Raw genomic sequence first — 16135 nt, forward strand, 5'->3', positions numbered from 1 at the left:
CGGCGGGTAACCGCTCGTCCCCACGGAAGGAGGTGATCACATGGCCCACGAACTTCTGTTCATCGAAGACGAAGCAACGTACCGGCTCCACTACGTTTGCTACTGGTTCAACGCGGAGACTATCGACTGAAGAGGCATGCAGTCCGTGGAGACGGCGCTGGCGGGGGTTTGTCAGGCAATGAACCCCCACCAGCGGTCTCCAACGTTTCCCGTGTCAGGTAGAGCTGCATCGGCCGCCGACAGCTACCGCAAATCTGTGCAATCCCCGCAACGTGAGGACTGAGTCCATGTCTGAATCTTGCGCCGCGGCCACCGCCGTGTTCGCGGGCCCGGATTGGTCGCGGTGGCCAACCCGGGTGCTGGGCCATAACGATCCCACCTCCATCGCCCATCGGAGGGGGACCTATCGCATCATCTCTCCCGAGCAGACGTGGCAGGCAGTGCAACCGATGCTGGAATCGGCGGGCATCACCCGCGTCGCCGACCTCACCTGGCTCGATGATCTCGGCATTCCCACCGTTCAGGCGGTGCGCCCCGCCTCGCTGACACTGTCGGTCAGTCAGGGCAAGGCCGCCACCTACCGCGCCGCCCAAGTTTCTGCGGTCATGGAATCGCTGGAAACCTGGCACGCCGAAAACGTCACGCCCGACCTGTTTTCCATGACCACGAGGGACATCGCGGCCGCACTGACCTACGATCCCGCCCAGCTGCTCCGGTCGGCCCGAAGTATCTACCATCCGGGCGCCAAGCTCGACTGGATGGCCGCGACGACGCTGTTGACCGGCCGCCAAACCTGGGTGCCGTGGGAGGCGGTGCTGGTGAACGCGGCGGTCGACAACCGCTGGGACCCGCCGATGTTCTCGATGGACACCACGGGGTTGGCCTCGGGCAACAGCTACTGGGAGGCCGGCTTGCATGCCCTCTACGAGGTCATGGAACGCCACGCCATGGCCGCCGGCGAGCCGGGAAGCACACTGTTCGAGGTGCCTGTCGACGATGTCGCCGACTCCGACTGTGCCGAATTGGTCGACATGATTTGCCGGGCCGGGAGCGAACTGAAGATAGCGCGGACCGACACGTGGGACGGTTTCCCTTGCTTCACTGCCGAGATCTGTTCGCCCATGCTGGGGGTGCCGTTCAGCGGCTTCGGTTTGCACCACGATCCCAACGTGGCCTTGTCCCGGGCGATCACCGAAGCCGCGCAATCGCGGCTGACGGCGATCAGCGGAGCTCGCGAGGATCTGTCACCGGCGTTGTACCACCGCTTCGCCCGCGTGCACGCCTACGGCCCGTTGCGGCCAACCATGCGGCACTTGCCCACCGCCGAAACCACATCGTGGCAGGTTCCCGACACCGGTTCGCTGAGTGACCTGTTGACCTCGGCGGCAACGGCGGTGGCCGTCCGGTCGGGCACCGAGCCGCTGGCGGTCGTGTGCGATCTGGCCGGCAGCTGCGTTCCGGTGGTGAAGGTCATCGCGCCCGGCCTGACGGCCTCACACGGTTCTCCGATGCGTACTCCTTTGCAGGAGTTGGCATGACGGCTGCCGGCCGGATCGTGGTGACGGCAGGGCCCACCATCGGCGTTGACGATATTCGCGCGGTCGTGCCCAATGCCGAAGTGGTGCCTCCGATTTCGTTCGGCGACGCGCTGGGCTACGGGCTGGAGCCCGGCGACACGCTGTTGATTGTCGACGGGTTGTTCTTTCAGCACCCCCCGGTGCGGCACAAAGAACTCCTGACTTTGTTGGAGGCCGGTGTCCGTGTCGTCGGCTCGTCAAGCATGGGGGCGCTGCGCGCCGCCGAACTTCATCCCTTCGGCATGGAAGGCTACGGCTGGGTATTCGACAGCTACCGCAACGGTCATTTGGAAGCCGACGACGAAGTCGGCATGGTCCACGGCGAGCCTGAAGACGGCTATCCCGTCTTCGTCGACGCACTGGTCAACATCCGCCAAACGCTGCGACGCGCCGTCGAGACCGGTTTGCTATCGGCGCAACTAGCCGCAGACATCGTCGAAGCGGCCCGCCGCATGCCTTTCACCGAGCGCAGCTGGGACCGCCTCCTCGCCGCTCTCGACGTGCCCGAAAGACGTTGCTTGGCAAAGCAATTTCAGGAACTGCGGGTCGACGTCAAACACGCCGACGCGCTACTGGCACTGCGCAACATCACCGACGGACACCGTGGCACGGCGACCCGTCCCGGCCCACCGCCAACCATCTGGTCCCAACGTTGGCAACAACGCTGGGCACCACCCGTTCCGGTGGTCATCAGCACCGACAGCGGAGCCGACACCACCATCGAGGTCCGCGACACCGACGTCCTGTCCCTGCTGAGCATCTGCGCCACCGACCGCTGGACCTACCTGCCCGCCCTCGAACAGGTCGCCTCCTGGCACTGGCGCCTGACGCATCCCGGGCACAACGGTGACGTTCGCCACGATGCATCCCGCGCAATCGAGCAGGTTGCTGCCGACACCCGGCAACGCGCATTGGAGACCGTCGCCCATCACTACGCCGTAGCCGTCGGACTTGCCGACGAGTCCGGCTTCCCCGAGCCGGTCAGGTCGCAGTGGTTGACCGCCGACGAGAGCGAAATCCTTTGCGATGACCCGATTGCCGTCTCTGCGCGACTGATCACCCGCACGTTGTTCGTCACCCGGGCCCTTCCGGCAATCGAGCACTTTCTCGACCTTTTGCGCGCGGACGAGCGCCTGCCGCGCTGGCGCATTGCGGCGGCCCATGCGCTGGCCAGGCGCGACGAATTAGCCCGTCGCAAGCCGCATTTGAATCTGCACCGACCCGACCCAAGACAACTCAAGAACCTCTTCGCCAGACGATGGCGCACCGAGGTGGACCGCATCGAACTCGCCCGACGCGGCCTGATGAGCGAGGAGGCCTTCTACACCGCCGCCGCCCTGTTTGCTGTCGCCGCCGCCGATGACCGGCTGCCGTCCCTCGAAGTCGGCGCCTTGGGTCCCGCCTACCCGTAGCCGCAGAATTGCGGGCGCACCGCCTCCTTGCATGCCGCATTCGCGGCGTGCATCGTCAGCGGGTGTCTGGCGCACCGGTCACGACGCAGCGGGTGCGGCTGTAGATCGTGGCCATGCACCGGTTGCAATGCGTGCACGCCGAACGGGCCCGCTGCCCGTCGGCGGCGATCCGATTGACCAAGTCGGGTTCGGCCAGCAGCGCCCGGGCCATCGCAACGAACTCGAATCCCTCGGCCATCGCCAGGTCCATGGTCTCCCGGTTGGTGATTCCGCCCAGCAAAATCAGAGGCATCGACAACTCGGCGCGAAACAGCCGGGCATCGCGCAACAGATAGGCATCGCGGTAGGGGTATTCGCGGAAAAACTTGTGGCCGGTCATCCGGATGCCCCAGCGCAGCGGCGGCTTGAAGGCGCCGGCGAATTCCTTGACCGGTGCGTCGCCGCGGAACAAGTACATGGGGTTGACCAGCGAACTGCCGGCGGTGAGTTCCAGCGCGTCCAGCCCGCCGTCGTCTTGCAGCCACTTCGCCGTGGTCAGCGCCTCTTCCACCGTGATGCCGCCGCGGATGCCGTCGGCCATGTTGAGCTTGGCGGTCACCGCGATCTGTTGTCCGACGGCGCGGCGGATGGCCAGCACCAATCCGCGGGCGACCTTTGCCCGGTTCTCCAGGGACCCGCCGAACTCGTCGTCGCGCCGGTTGATCAGTGGCGACAGAAACGAACTCGCCAGATAGTTGTGGCCCAAGTGGATTTCGACGGCGTCGAAGCCGGCCTCGACGGCAAGACGGGCGGCGTTGGCGTGCGCGGCCGTCACCTCGGCGATGTCGTCGCGGGTCGCCTTCTTGGCAAACCGCATCGCGAGCGGATTGAAGAACCGCACCGGAGCCAGCGCGGTCGCCTTGTTGGACCGGGAGTCGGCCACCGGGCCGGCGTGGCCGATCTGGGCACTGACCGCCGCGCCCTCGGCGTGCACGGCCTCGGCGAGCCGGCGCAGCCCCGGCACCGCCTCCGGGCGCATCCACAACCCGTCGCCACCGGTGCGGCCGCCGGTGGAGACCGCGCAATACGCGACGGTCGTCATGCCGACCCCGCCCGCCGCCGGCAGCCGGTGGTACTCGATAAGATCGTCGGTCACCAGCGCATCGGGCGTGCGGGCCTCGAACGTCGCGGCCTTGATGACGCGGTTGCGCAGCGTCAGCGGACCCAGCTTGGCCGGGCTGAACACGTCGGGGGCATCGGCCATGTCAGGAGCGTACGCGGCGGACGTGCCAGACTGTCTGCCGTGGGCGCAATCACGCTGGACGGCAAGGCCACCCGCGACGAGATCTTCGTGGACTTGAAGCGGCGGGTGGCGGCACTGGCTGTTTCCGGGCCGGGCCGCGCCCCGGGGTTGGGCACCATCCTGGTCGGTGAGGACCCCGGATCGCAGGCCTACGTGCGGGGCAAGCACGCCGACTGCGCCAAGGTCGGCATCACGTCGATCCGCCGCGACCTGCCCGCCGACATCAGCACCGCCACGCTCAACGAGACCATCGACGAGCTGAACGCCAACCCCGACTGCACCGGCTACATCGTGCAGCTGCCGCTGCCCAAACATCTGGATGAGAACGCGGCGCTGGAGCGCGTCGACCCGGGCAAGGACGCTGACGGGCTGCACCCGACCAACCTCGGCAGGCTGGTCCTCAACACCCCGGCGCCACTGCCCTGCACGCCGCGCGGCATCGTGCACCTGCTGCGCCGCTACGACGTCGAGCTCGCCGGGGCGCACGTGGTCGTCATCGGCCGCGGGGTGACGGTGGGCCGCCCGCTGGGGCTGTTGCTCACCCGCCGCTCCGAGAACGCCACGGTGACGTTGTGCCACACCGGGACCCGCGACCTGCCGGCCTTGACCAGGCAAGCCGACATCATCGTGGCGGCCGTCGGGGTGCCGCACATGCTGACCGGGGACATGGTGCGCCCCGGCGCCGCGGTTGTCGACGTCGGAGTCAGCCGCACCGCGGACGGACTGGTCGGCGACGTACACCCCGACGTGTGGGAGGTCGCCGGTCACGTGTCGCCGAACCCCGGCGGCGTCGGGCCGCTGACCCGGGCGTTCCTGTTGACCAACGTCGTCGAGCTGGCCGAGCAGCGATGACGGCGCGGGCAATCCTGGCGCACACGTTTCGCGCGCAGTGGCCGATCCTGCTCGTCGGGCTGATTTTCGTGGTGGCGTTCGTGCTGGTGGGGGCCAACTTCTGGCGCCGAGGTGCGTTACTGATCGGGATCGGCGTCGGTGTGGCGGCCGCGCTGCGGCTGGTGCTGTCCGACGAGATGGCCGGTCTGCTGGTGGTGCGCAGCAAGGGAACAGACTTCACGACCATGGCGGGGGTGGGCGCCGCGATGGTTTATATCGCGTCAACGATCGACCCGCTGGGCACGGGCTGAGCCCTAGAACGCGGGCATCCCCGGTATCCGCTGCAGAGCCGACAGGTTGCCGCTGGCGATGTCGGACATCACCGACGGGCAATACATCGAAATTGCGATGCTGGTGAAGGTCTCTGCCATTTGCTGAGACATGCCGCTGCCGCCGGCGACGACGGTCGCCGCTGCCGCGTTGAACGACCCGCCCGGCCGGGCCAGTATCGGGCACACGGACTGGCCCAAAGCCACGGCGTTTCCGGCGTCGCCGTAGTTGACGCCGGCCTGGCTTAGCGCGCCGATGAAGGCGTCGTCGATCGGCCCGGCCTGAGCCGGCGCCGCAACTGCCGCGGCCGCGGTGAACAGCACCGCGGACCCCGCCAGCAGGCGGATGGTGAGTGGCTGATGGCGCCAGGCTTTCATGTCTGCTCCCCATTCATTTCGGAGCGCACCGGGCCATCCGGACACACTCATGCGACTTCAACGAACCTTGGTGCATGGCGGTCACGTTTCGAACACGGCCGCGTAAAGGTTTGCCGTCGACTGTCGGCACGTGCTTAGCGACACGATCGCGTCACACTGTGGCGCGACACGTCGCGCCGCGGCCGGGTTCGCGGCCGCGGCGGCTGACAATGCCGCCCATGATCTCTCGGCAAACGTTCCTTCGCGGCGCGGTGGGAGCGTTGGCGACATCAGCACTGTTCGGGCCGCTGCGTGCCGGCGCGGATCCCGGCAGCGGTTGGGCAGGTCTGGCTTCCTCGATCGGTGGCCGGGTGCTGCTGCCGGACGGCGGCTCGTTTGCCGCCGGCAAGCAGATATTCAACTCGCTCTACAACGGCTCGAACCCGGCGGCGGTGGTCACGGTCACCTCGCAGGCCGACGTCGAGAAGGCCGTCGCGTTCGCGGCCGCCAACAAGCTCAAGATCGCTGCGCGCGGCGGTGGGCATTCCTACATCGGCGCGTCGGCCGCGGCCGGCGCCATGGTGATCGATCTGCGCGGCCTGACCGGCGGCGTGAATTTCGACAGTGCCACCGGAAACGTCACGATGCCGGCCGGGACCGAGCTGTATGCGGTGCACCAGGTGCTGGCCGGCGCCGGCCGCGCGGTTCCCACCGGCAGCTGCCCGACCGTCGGCGTTGGCGGCCTGACACTCGGCGGTGGAATGGGCGCCGATTCCCGCCACGCCGGCCTGACCTGTGATGCGCTCAAGTCAGCGACGGTGGTGTTGCCCAGCGGGCAAACGGTCACCGCGTCCGCCGACGATCACCCCGACCTGTTCTGGGCGCTGCGGGGCGGCGGAGGCGGCAACTTCGGGGTGACGACGTCGATGACGTTTGCGACCTTCCCGACCGCCGACTCCGACGTGGTGCGCGTCGACTTCACCCCGTCGTCGGCGGCCCGGGTGCTGACCGGCTGGCAGACCTGGCTGGCGGCAGCCGACCGCAACACCTGGGGTCTGGTCGACATGTCGGTCGGTGGGCCGCAGGCCAATTGCCATGTGCTGGCGACCTGCCCGGCGGGATCCGGTCCGGGCGTGGCCGATGCGATCAAATCCGCGGTCGGTGTGCAGTCCACCGGGGTCGAGCATAAGACGCTGAGTCATATGGACCTGGTGATGTATCTGGCCGGCGGCAGCTCGACGAGTTCGCCACGGGGCTTCGTGGCCGGATCCGACGTCATCGGTACGGTGAATTCGGCTGCGGCACAGGCGATTGTCGCGGCGCTGGGAAAGTGGCCGCCGGCCTCGGGGCGGGCATCGGTGATCGTCGACACGCTCAGTGGCGCGGTCGGCGACATCGATCCGGCCGGCTCGGCCTTTCCGTGGCGCCGGCAGTCCGCCGTCGCGCAGTGGTACGTCGAGACGCCCAACAGCGCGCAAGCCGCCGCCGCCAACAACTGGTTAAGCGCCGCACATCAAGCGGTGCAACAGTTTTCGGTAGGGGCTTACGTCAACTACCTGGAGCCCAACATCGCGCCGTCGCGGTACTTCGGGTCGAACCTCTCGCGGCTCACCGAGATCCGGCAGCGGTACGACCCAGGCCGGTTGATGTACTCGGGTCTGAACTTCTAACCGATGTCCCGCTTCGGGGCGGTGGGGCACTTGCCCGACCGCGCTGGCTGGTCGCGAGGTTTGAATACAGATCCCCATGGTTCTCCTGACGGAGTGTCTGCTCGTCCCCTATCGTCTAGCTGTGCGTGAGTACTCAATTCCCGCCGTGCTGCAGGAGCTGGCCAGTCTGCGGCCTGATGAGACAGCGTTCACGTTTGTCGATTACGAGCAGGACTGGGCGGGCGTTGCGGAAACTCTGACGTGGTCGCAGCTGTATCGGCGGACGCTGAACCTCGCACGGGAGCTCCAAGCCCGCGGGGCAACCGGTGACCGCGCGGTGATCTTGGCGCCGCAAGGACTGGAGTACGTCGTTGCGTTTCTGGGCGCACTACAGGCCGGTCAGATAGCGGTTCCGCTGTCGATGCCGCTGGGTGAAGCCAGCGATGAGCGTGTTAGTGCCGTCCTGCGCGACGCCTCGCCTTCGGCGATTCTCACGACATCCGCTGTCGCTGGCAACATCGCGGAGTACGCCAAGCCGGAGCCTGGCGAGTCCGCGCCATCGCTCATCGAGGTTGACTTGCTGGACCCTGATTCTCGGCAACCGCCCGCCCCCGAGATCGATAGTCCGCCAAGCGTTGCGCATTTGCAGTACACCTCTGGGTCCACCCGCACGCCAGCGGGAGTCGTGGTCTCCCACCGAAACATTAAGGTTAATTGCGAACAACTCATGTCCGCCTACTACGAAGAGGGGATTGCTCCGCCGGACACCACTGTGGTGTCGTGGGTGCCGCTTTTTCACGACATGGGTTTGATCTTAGGAATTGCCTTCCCGATTTTTGGGGGATTCCGAACTGTGCTGACGAGTCCGCCGTCGTTCTTGCAGCGACCAGCGCGATGGATGCAATTGCTGGCTACCAACAGTCACGCATTTTCGGCCGGGCCGAACATTGCTTTCGAATTGGCAACACGAAAAACATCAGATGACGACCTGGCCGGGCTTGATCTCGGGGGCGTGCGTAACATCCTCAACGGTGCCGAACGCGTAAACCCCGCGACGCTGCAGCGCTTCGCTGAGCGGTTCGCCCGCTTCAATCTTCGCCCGGAGGTGTTACGGCCTTCGTACGGGCTCGCGGAAGCCACGCTGTACGTCGCGACCCGCGAAGCCGATCAACCACCGCTCACCGTCTGTTTCGAATCCGAGGAACTGACCGCCGGACACGCGAAGCGGTGCGGAAGCCCAGACGGCATACCGCTGGTCAGTTACGGCATGCCGAAGTCACCGACGGTGCGGATCGTCGATCCCGAGACCAGTACCGAGTGTCGGGCGGATACCGTCGGTGAGATCTGGGTGTATGGCGACAACGTCGCCGCAGGCTATTGGCAGAAACCTCACGAGACCGAACGCACCTTCGGCGCAACGCTTGTCGGTCCGTCGCCCGGCACACCCGAAGGGCCTTGGCTGAGAACCGGAGATTTGGGCGTTTTCTCCGACGACGAGCTGTTCATCATCGGCCGGATCAAGGATCTCCTGATCGTCTACGGGCGCAACTACGCTCCCGACGACATCGAGGCGACGATCCAGGAGATCACCCGGGGCCGCTGCGTGGCGATAGCGGTTTCGGATGATGACGGCCCTGAGAAGCTGGTCGCCATCGTCGAGCTCAAGCCCGGCGACTCCAACGAGGCGGAGATACAGCGGTTGACCGCCATCAGGCGGGAAATCACCGCAGCGATAGCGAGGACGCACGGTCTGAGTGTGGCGGATCTCGTTTTGGTGCCTCCTCATTCGATTCCCCTCACCACAAGCGGCAAGGTCAGGCGACGGGATTGTCTGAAGCTGTATCAGCAGGACGAGTTCAGGCGCTTGGACGCGCGGCTTCGCCGGTCAAAGCGGCGCGCCGTCGAGGACACCGGTGCGGGCGCCGGGGCCGGCTCAGGGTGGACCCAGCGCCTGCGCACGCTGCGCCAGCAGCAACATGACCTGTTGGTGGGGGTGGTGTGCTCGCAGGTAGCAACGGTGTTGGGACATCCCAGCCCGGACGACATCGACCCCGAGTGCCCGTTTCAGGACCTGGGGTTTGACTCGGTGAAAGCTACGGAGTTGCTCGACCGGCTCAAGGCCGAAACCGAGCTGGCATTGGCATCCACCCTGGCCTTCGACTATCCCACCCCGGATCAGTTGGCCACCCACTTGGGCCAGCTGCTGAGCGGATCGGTCGCGGCGGGTCCGCAGCTGGGATCGCGGGTGCAAACAGATGAGCCGGTTGCGGTGGTGGGGATGGCGTGTCGGTTCCCTGGGGGGGTGGATTCGGCGGCGGCGTTGTGGGATCTGGTGGCTGGCGGCGCCGATGCGATGGGGGAGTTTCCGGCTGATCGTGGTTGGGATCTGGGGGATTTGTTCGATCCTGATCCTGATGCGGTGGGTAAGACCTACACGCGTGCGGGGGCGTTTCTGGCCGACGTGAGCGGGTTTGACGCCGAGTTTTTCGGGATCTCGGCGCGGGAGGCTCAAACCATGGATCCGCAGCAGCGGCTGCTGCTGGAGGTGTGTTGGGAAGCGTTGGAAACCAGCCGAATTGATCCGGGCGGGTTGGCGGGTTCTGAGACCGGGGTGTTCGTTGGGGCGTGGTCTCAGCAGTATGGCGGGAGCGGTTCTGATGGCGTGGAGGGATACGCCATGACCGGGACGTCCCCCAGTGTGGCCTCCGGGCGGGTGGCGTATGCGTTGGGTTTGCAGGGTCCGGCTATCACGGTTGACACGGCGTGTTCGTCGTCGTTGGTGGCCGCGCATTTGGCGTGTCAGTCGCTGCGCAACGGCGAGTGCGGTTTGGCCCTGGTCGGTGGTGTGACGGTGATGACCACACCGACGGTGTTCACCGAGTTCGCCCGGCAGCGTGGGCTGGCCGCCGATGGGCGGTGCAAGGCGTTTGCGGCCGCTGCTGATGGGACGGGCTGGGGCGAAGGGGCGGCGGTGCTGGTGCTGGAACGGCTCAGTGATGCCCAGCGCAACAACCATCCGGTGTTGGCGGTCATCGCGGGCTCGGCGATCAACCAGGATGGTGCCTCTAATGGGTTGACGGCCCCCAACGGGCCCGCTCAGCAGCGTGTCATCACCCACGCGGTGGCCAACGCCGGTATCGGGCTTGACGAGGTTGATGTGGTCGAGGCTCATGGCACCGGCACCACGTTGGGTGATCCGATCGAGGCCGGCGCCCTGATCGCCACTTACGGTGCTGCGCGGGGGGCAGCGCACCCGCTGTGGTTGGGATCGATCAAGTCCAACATCGGTCACACCCAGGCCGCTGCCGGTGTGGCCGGAATGATCAAGATGATCGAGGCTCTCAACCATGAGAGTTTGCCTCCGACGCTAAATGTCGATCGGCCCAGTCCGCACGTCGACTGGTCGGCCGGCACTGTTTGCCTCCTGACCGAGCCGGCGCCCTGGCCGGTTACCGATCATCCCCGCACCGCGGCGGTGTCGTCGTTTGGGATCAGCGGCACCAACGCGCATTTGATTTTGCGGCAGGCCCCGGCCCCGGCGGTCGAACCGGCTGAGCCAGCCGATCATGGTGGTGAGCTTGGGCTGCCCGTATTGCGACTGTGGCCGGTTTCGGCGCGCACCCCCGCGGCGTTGCCCGCGCAGGCCGACCGGCTCCGCCAACACCTGGTCGCCCACCCCGACCTTGATCTCACCGATGTGGCCTACAGCCTGGCCTGCACCCGAACACACCACCCGCACCGGGCAGTAATCACCGGTTCGGTGGCCACCGCCGATCCGCGCCAAGACCTGCTGGACGCTCTACATGCCCTGAGCGCCGGCCAACCCCACCCGCAGCTGAGCCAACACCATTACCTGGCCCACCTTCGCGGCAAGACCGTGTTCGTCTTGCCCGGCCAAGGCGCCCAGTACCCGGGGATGGGTCGCGAGCTCTACGAAAACCACCGCCTCTTCGCCGACACTGTCAATGACTGCGACGACGCGCTGCGCCCATTTACGGACTGGTCGGTGCGCGATGTCCTGCTGCAGGACCCGGCGGCTCCGGCGCTGGACCGAGTCGATGTCGTCCAGCCGGTGCTGTTCACAATGATGGTTTCGTTGGCCGAGGTGTTGGGGAGTTATGGCGTTGTTCCCGACGCGGTGATCGGTCACTCCCAGGGAGAGATTGCCGCGGCGTATATCGCCGGGGTGCTTCCCTTGTCTGAGGCCGCCAAAGTTGTGGCATTGCGCAGCCAAGCGCTGAGCGCTCTGCGTGGTGCCGGTGGTATGGCGTCGGTCCTGCTCGATGCCGAGCAACTGCTCGCGCGCCTGCAGCCTTGGAGTGAGGCGTTAAGCATCGCGGCGGTCAACGGCCCGTCACACACCATCATCAGCGGCGATCCCGCCGCGCTGGAGCAGTTCACCGCAGCCTGCGATCGTGACGGGATCCACATCCGGCAGATCGCGGTTGATTACGCCTCGCACTCCGCGCAAGTCGAACCAGCACGTGAGCGCCTGCTGGCCGAGCTGGCCGGCCTGACCCCGGCGTCCGCGCGCATACCGCTGTATTCCACAGTGGGACAGGCACTTTCGGCCGATCCCCTTGACACCACCACCATGAACGCCGACTACTGGTATCGCAACCTGCGTGAGCCGGTCCGGTTCCATGACCGTGTGGTCGAGCGTTTGGCCGCCAGTGAGTGCACGTTTGTGGAGCTGTCCCCGCATCCGGTATTGGCGCCGGCGATTACCGACACCTTGGCCCAGGCTGCGGGGCGAACCCAGTCGGCGGTGATCACCACGTTGCACCGGGATCGGCCCGACCAAGACAGCCTGGCTACCGCGCTGGCCCAGCTGCACAATCGCGGCCATAGCCCGTCGTGGTCGGCCCTGTATCCCGACGCGCGCACCGTCGAGCTGCCCACCTATCCCTTCGAGCACCGCCGCTACTGGCTGACCCCCACTTCGACCGGCGACGCTTGCGGGTTTGGCCTGGACCGTGCCGAGCATCCCTTGCTGGGAGCGGTCGCTGAACTTGCCGGCCAAGATGAGGTCGTGGTCAGCGGGCGGCTATCACCCGGCAGCCAGGGGTGGCTGGTCGGTCACCAGGTCAACGACACCGTGGTATTCCCTGCGACGGGGTTCATCGAGGTGATCCTTCACGCCGGTGAGTTGGCCGGTTGCCCGCTGATCGATGAGCTGGTCCTGCATACCGCCCTGACGCTGTCGGAACAGGCGCCGACCGATCTGCAGATCCTCGTGCATCCGCCCGATCAGCAAGGGCGGCGCCCGTTCAGCGTGCACTCCCGCACCGGTGGCCAGCATGCCGCCTCTTGGACGTTGCACGCCAGCGGCGCGCTAAGCGCCGATCAGCCCGTCGCCGCCGCCCCCCTCACGCCGGCGCCGGGTGTGCAGGCCCTCGACCAGGACGACTTCTACGATGGGCTGGCCCAGCAGGGTTACCGCTACAGCGGCCCATTCCGGTCGCTACGGGGCATTAGCGCCGACCCCGCCCGACCCGACGTCGTCTATGCCGAGGTCGCACTCCCCGCCGACACCGACATCACCGGCTACGGAATCCACCCCGCCCTGCTAGACGCCGCCCTGCACCCGCTGGCCGCCGTGCTGGACCGCACCGGTGCGGCCGACTCGGCGTCGCTGCGGCTTCCGTATGCGTTCAACGGGATCGCCCTGTACGCCACGGCGGCCACCCGGCTGATTATCCAGCTGACACGTACTGGCGACGGCACGTTTGAGCTGCGCGCCACCGACCCCACCGGCGCACCCGTGATCACGATCAGCTCGTTGACATTGCGCGCCATCTCCGACCAGATCGGCCAGCCGACCCCGCTAGCCGGGCTGTCCGACAGCTTGTTCGAGCTGACCTGGCCATTGGCGCCCGAGATGCCCCGTCCGCCCGGTCTCTTGGGGGCACAACCACCAGCGTGGGCGGTCTGCGCCGATTCGCCCGAGCACCTGCCGGTCAGCCTGTCCAACGGCACGATCCACCCCGACCTGGCCACCTTGACCCCTTGCCCGGAGCTGGTGATCTGGCCGCTGTCGCGACCCGACGACAAGGCGGGAGAGGCTGATCCGTTGCGGCGAGTGCACGCCCTGACCCGCCACGTTTTGGCCCAACTGCAGGACTGGCTGGCCCGCCCCGACGTCCTCGGCGCCCACCTGGTGATCATCACGCGCCACGCAGTCAGTGTCAGCGCTCATGACCGTGCCCCCGATCTGGCGCATGCCGCGGTCTGGGCGCTGATACACACCGCCCAAAACGAGCACCCCCACCGCATCACTGTGATCGACACCGACACCACCGCCGCCACCGAAGACAACCTGCTGGCTATAGCCTCGACGCGACCGGCCAGCGAGCCGCAGCTGGCCCTGCGCGACGGTGTTGCCCACATCCCCCGCCTGGTCCGCATCTCGGCCCTGATCCCGCCGGATGCCCCTGACTGGCAGTTGGCCACCACCGGTAAGGATGACCTAACCCACCTGACCGTGATCCCCACCAGCCCTCCCACGCTGGGCCCGGGACAGATCCGCATTCAGGTCCGGGCCGCTGGACTCAATTTCCACGACGTGGCCGTCGCCTTCGGCGACATCGGCGATGAAGGGCTCGGCGCGGAAGCCGCCGGGGTGGTCATCGAGACCGCTCCCGATGTGGCATCGCTGAGCCCGGGTGATGCAGTGATGGGCTTGTTCCCCCAGAACGCGTTCGCGCCCACCGCGATCACCGATGAGCGCATGGTGGTACGCATTCCGGCCGGATGGTCGTTCACCCAGGCCGCGTCCGCGCCGGTGGCGTATTTGACCGCCTATATCGCCTTGGTCGAGATTGCCGGGCTATCGGCTGGGCAGCGGGTGCTCATCCACGCCGGCGCTGGAGGTGTCGGTCAGGCCGCCATCGGGATCGCCCGCCACCTCGGTGCCGAGATTTTCGCCACCGCCCACCCGAACAAACATCATGTGCTCACCGATCTGGGGGTCGACCCTGGGCACATCGCCTCGTCGCGCACGCTGGACTTCGTCGACGCCTTCCGCGACGCCACCGATGGGCGGGGCATGGACGTCGTGCTCAACAGCCTGAGCGGAGAATTCGTCGACGCTTCGCTGAAGCTGCTGCCGCGCGGGGGTAGTTTCATCGAACTCGGCAAGACCGACATCCGCCTGGCACGCGACATCGTCGCCGCCCACCCCGGAGTTGACTATCAGGCCCTGGACCTGGCCAGCGCACCACCGGAATCCCTCCAGCCGGCATGGACCGTCCTACCTGAGTTGCTCGCTGCAGGCATCCTGAAGCCCCTGCCCACCACCAGCTACGGCCTTCTCAACGCCCCCCAAGCCTTCCGCGACATGAGCCAAGGAATGCACACCGGAAAGATCGTGCTGATTCCCCCCGCGAAGTTTGATCCCGCAGGCACAGTGCTGATTACCGGTGGTACCGGGATGCTGGGCGCGATCTTCGCCGGACATCTGGTCAGCCACTACGGCATCGAGCATCTGCTGCTGGTGTCTCGCAGCGGCCCGGCCGCTTCCGGTGCAGCTGAACTTGAGGAAAGCTTGACCCGGCTGGGCGCCCAGGTCACCATCACCGCCTGTGACACCGCCAATGCCGCAGACCTGGCCGCGCTGTTAGAGGCCATTCCCGCTCAGCATCCGTTGACCGCCGTCATCCACGCCGCCGGCGTTCTTGAAGACGCTGTTGTGGCGGAAATGACCGGCGATCAACTAGACGCGGTCTTGACCGCCAAGGCCGATGCCGCCTGGTATCTAGACCAACTCACCCGCGACCGCGACCTGGCGGCGTTTGTGTTGTTCTCCTCTGCCGCGGGAATACTGGGCAGTCCTGGGCAGGCCAACTACGCGGCTGCCAACGCCTTCCTCGACGCGCTGGCCCAGTCGCGTCACCGGCATCACCGCCATGCCACCAGTTTGGCCTGGGGCTACTGGCAAACCCCCACCGGCATGACGGCTCACCTTACCTCCGTCGACCAGGCCCGCCTCACTCGCACGAGTTTCGCCCCCATCAGCACCGAACAAGGCTTGGCCCTGTTCGATGCCACGCTGCCCCAGCAGCTTCCCGCCGTAGTCGTTAGCCCTTTCCCCGCGCATGCGCTGGCTCGCCTGGCGCACCGGAACGCCCTGCCGCCAATCCTGTCGGCACTTACCACCAGCCGCCCGCGTGCCAGCGCGGCCAGTGCCGAGAGTCTTCAGGCTCGGCTGGCCACTCAAACTCCGGAACGGCAACTAGACGTTCTCACCGCGCTGGTGACCACCGCCGCCGCCACCGTCTTGGCTCATCCCGACCCAGCCACGCTCGATCCCGACCGTCCCTTCAAAGACCTCGGTATCGACTCACTGACCGCCCTAGAACTACGCAACGCCCTCGGCCAACACACCGGACTCACCCTGCCGGCAACCCTGATTTTCGACCACCCCACCCCCGCGGCCCTGGCCAGACACCTTCGCCAACAGTTATCCGGAAACGGTGACGTGACCCGAATTAAGAATGTGCCAGACAGCGAAATTCAGCGTCTCATCTCGATAATTCCAGAAAAACGGCTTACGGAGGCAGGGATTCTAGCAATGCTTCGCGACATTGCGAACGATATGCAATCATCAGGTCCGGACAGCAAAGCAGAGGCCATCGCAAGCATGAGCCTGAGCGAACTTATGGACATTGCTCGAGGCAACAAGACAAACCACGAATAG

Annotated in this window: 8 protein-coding genes; 6 read left to right on the plus strand and 2 right to left on the minus strand. The window is 66.5% G+C overall.

Annotated features, from left to right (window positions below; all coding sequences use genetic code 11):
• Nucleotides 1-287: 287 nt before the first annotated feature.
• Nucleotides 288-1538 carry a YcaO-like family protein gene (locus tag AWC07_RS24625; protein ID WP_085105271.1) on the plus strand — a complete coding sequence of 417 codons (1251 nt, stop codon included), beginning with the start codon at nucleotides 288-290 and terminating at the stop codon, nucleotides 1536-1538.
• Nucleotides 1535-2989 carry a TfuA-like protein gene (locus AWC07_RS24630; RefSeq protein ID WP_036414425.1) on the plus strand — a complete coding sequence of 485 codons (1455 nt, stop codon included), beginning with the start codon at nucleotides 1535-1537 and terminating at the stop codon, nucleotides 2987-2989. The genes AWC07_RS24625 and AWC07_RS24630 overlap by 4 nt, the downstream gene beginning before the upstream one ends.
• Nucleotides 2990-3044: 55 nt before the next feature.
• Here the strand turns inward: AWC07_RS24630 and AWC07_RS24635 are convergent, their stop codons facing one another.
• Complete coding sequence (locus tag AWC07_RS24635; protein ID WP_036414423.1) at nucleotides 3045-4232, minus strand: NADH:flavin oxidoreductase; 1188 nt, start codon at nucleotides 4230-4232, stop codon at nucleotides 3045-3047.
• 39 nt (nucleotides 4233-4271) lie between these two features.
• Here AWC07_RS24635 and AWC07_RS24640 point away from each other — a divergent pair, with 39 nt between their 5' ends.
• Entirely contained in the window at nucleotides 4272-5123 is an 852-nt protein-coding gene (locus tag AWC07_RS24640; protein WP_036414420.1) for a bifunctional methylenetetrahydrofolate dehydrogenase/methenyltetrahydrofolate cyclohydrolase, read from the plus strand.
• Nucleotides 5120-5413, plus strand: a complete 294-nt coding sequence (locus AWC07_RS24645) for a DUF3017 domain-containing protein (RefSeq protein WP_036414418.1) — start codon at nucleotides 5120-5122, stop codon at nucleotides 5411-5413. The genes AWC07_RS24640 and AWC07_RS24645 overlap by 4 nt, the downstream gene beginning before the upstream one ends.
• A 3-nt stretch (nucleotides 5414-5416) precedes the next feature.
• On the opposite strand, the gene AWC07_RS24650 is transcribed toward AWC07_RS24645, so the two are convergent.
• The gene (locus AWC07_RS24650; protein WP_036414416.1) at nucleotides 5417-5809 is read right to left on the minus strand and encodes a DUF732 domain-containing protein; all 393 of its coding nucleotides are present in this window, start codon (nucleotides 5807-5809) and stop codon (nucleotides 5417-5419) included.
• A 209-nt stretch (nucleotides 5810-6018) separates the two neighbouring features.
• Between AWC07_RS24650 and AWC07_RS24655 the strand changes: the two genes are divergently transcribed.
• Nucleotides 6019-7458, plus strand: a complete 1440-nt coding sequence (locus tag AWC07_RS24655) for an FAD-dependent oxidoreductase (RefSeq protein WP_036414451.1) — start codon at nucleotides 6019-6021, stop codon at nucleotides 7456-7458.
• Between the two features lie 121 nt (nucleotides 7459-7579).
• Nucleotides 7580-16135: a type I polyketide synthase gene (locus AWC07_RS24660; protein ID WP_085105272.1), complete on the plus strand. Its 8556-nt coding sequence runs from the start codon at nucleotides 7580-7582 to the stop codon at nucleotides 16133-16135.

The organism is Mycobacterium gastri (assembly GCF_002102175.1).
Classification (GTDB): domain Bacteria; phylum Actinomycetota; class Actinomycetes; order Mycobacteriales; family Mycobacteriaceae; genus Mycobacterium; species Mycobacterium gastri.

What these genes read in the sequence shown, in the direction of transcription:
- AWC07_RS24630 (WP_036414425.1), top strand. Translation starts at nt 1,535, where the DNA reads ATGACGGCTGCCGGCCGGATCGTGGTGACGGCAGGGCCCACCATCGGC.
- AWC07_RS24635 (WP_036414423.1), bottom strand. Translation starts at nt 4,232, where the DNA reads ATGGCCGATGCCCCCGACGTGTTCAGCCCGGCCAAGCTGGGTCCGCTG.
- AWC07_RS24645 (WP_036414418.1), top strand. Translation starts at nt 5,120, where the DNA reads ATGACGGCGCGGGCAATCCTGGCGCACACGTTTCGCGCGCAGTGGCCG.
- AWC07_RS24625 (WP_085105271.1), top strand. Translation starts at nt 288, where the DNA reads ATGTCTGAATCTTGCGCCGCGGCCACCGCCGTGTTCGCGGGCCCGGAT.
- AWC07_RS24650 (WP_036414416.1), bottom strand. Translation starts at nt 5,809, where the DNA reads ATGAAAGCCTGGCGCCATCAGCCACTCACCATCCGCCTGCTGGCGGGG.
- AWC07_RS24655 (WP_036414451.1), top strand. Translation starts at nt 6,019, where the DNA reads ATGCCGCCCATGATCTCTCGGCAAACGTTCCTTCGCGGCGCGGTGGGA.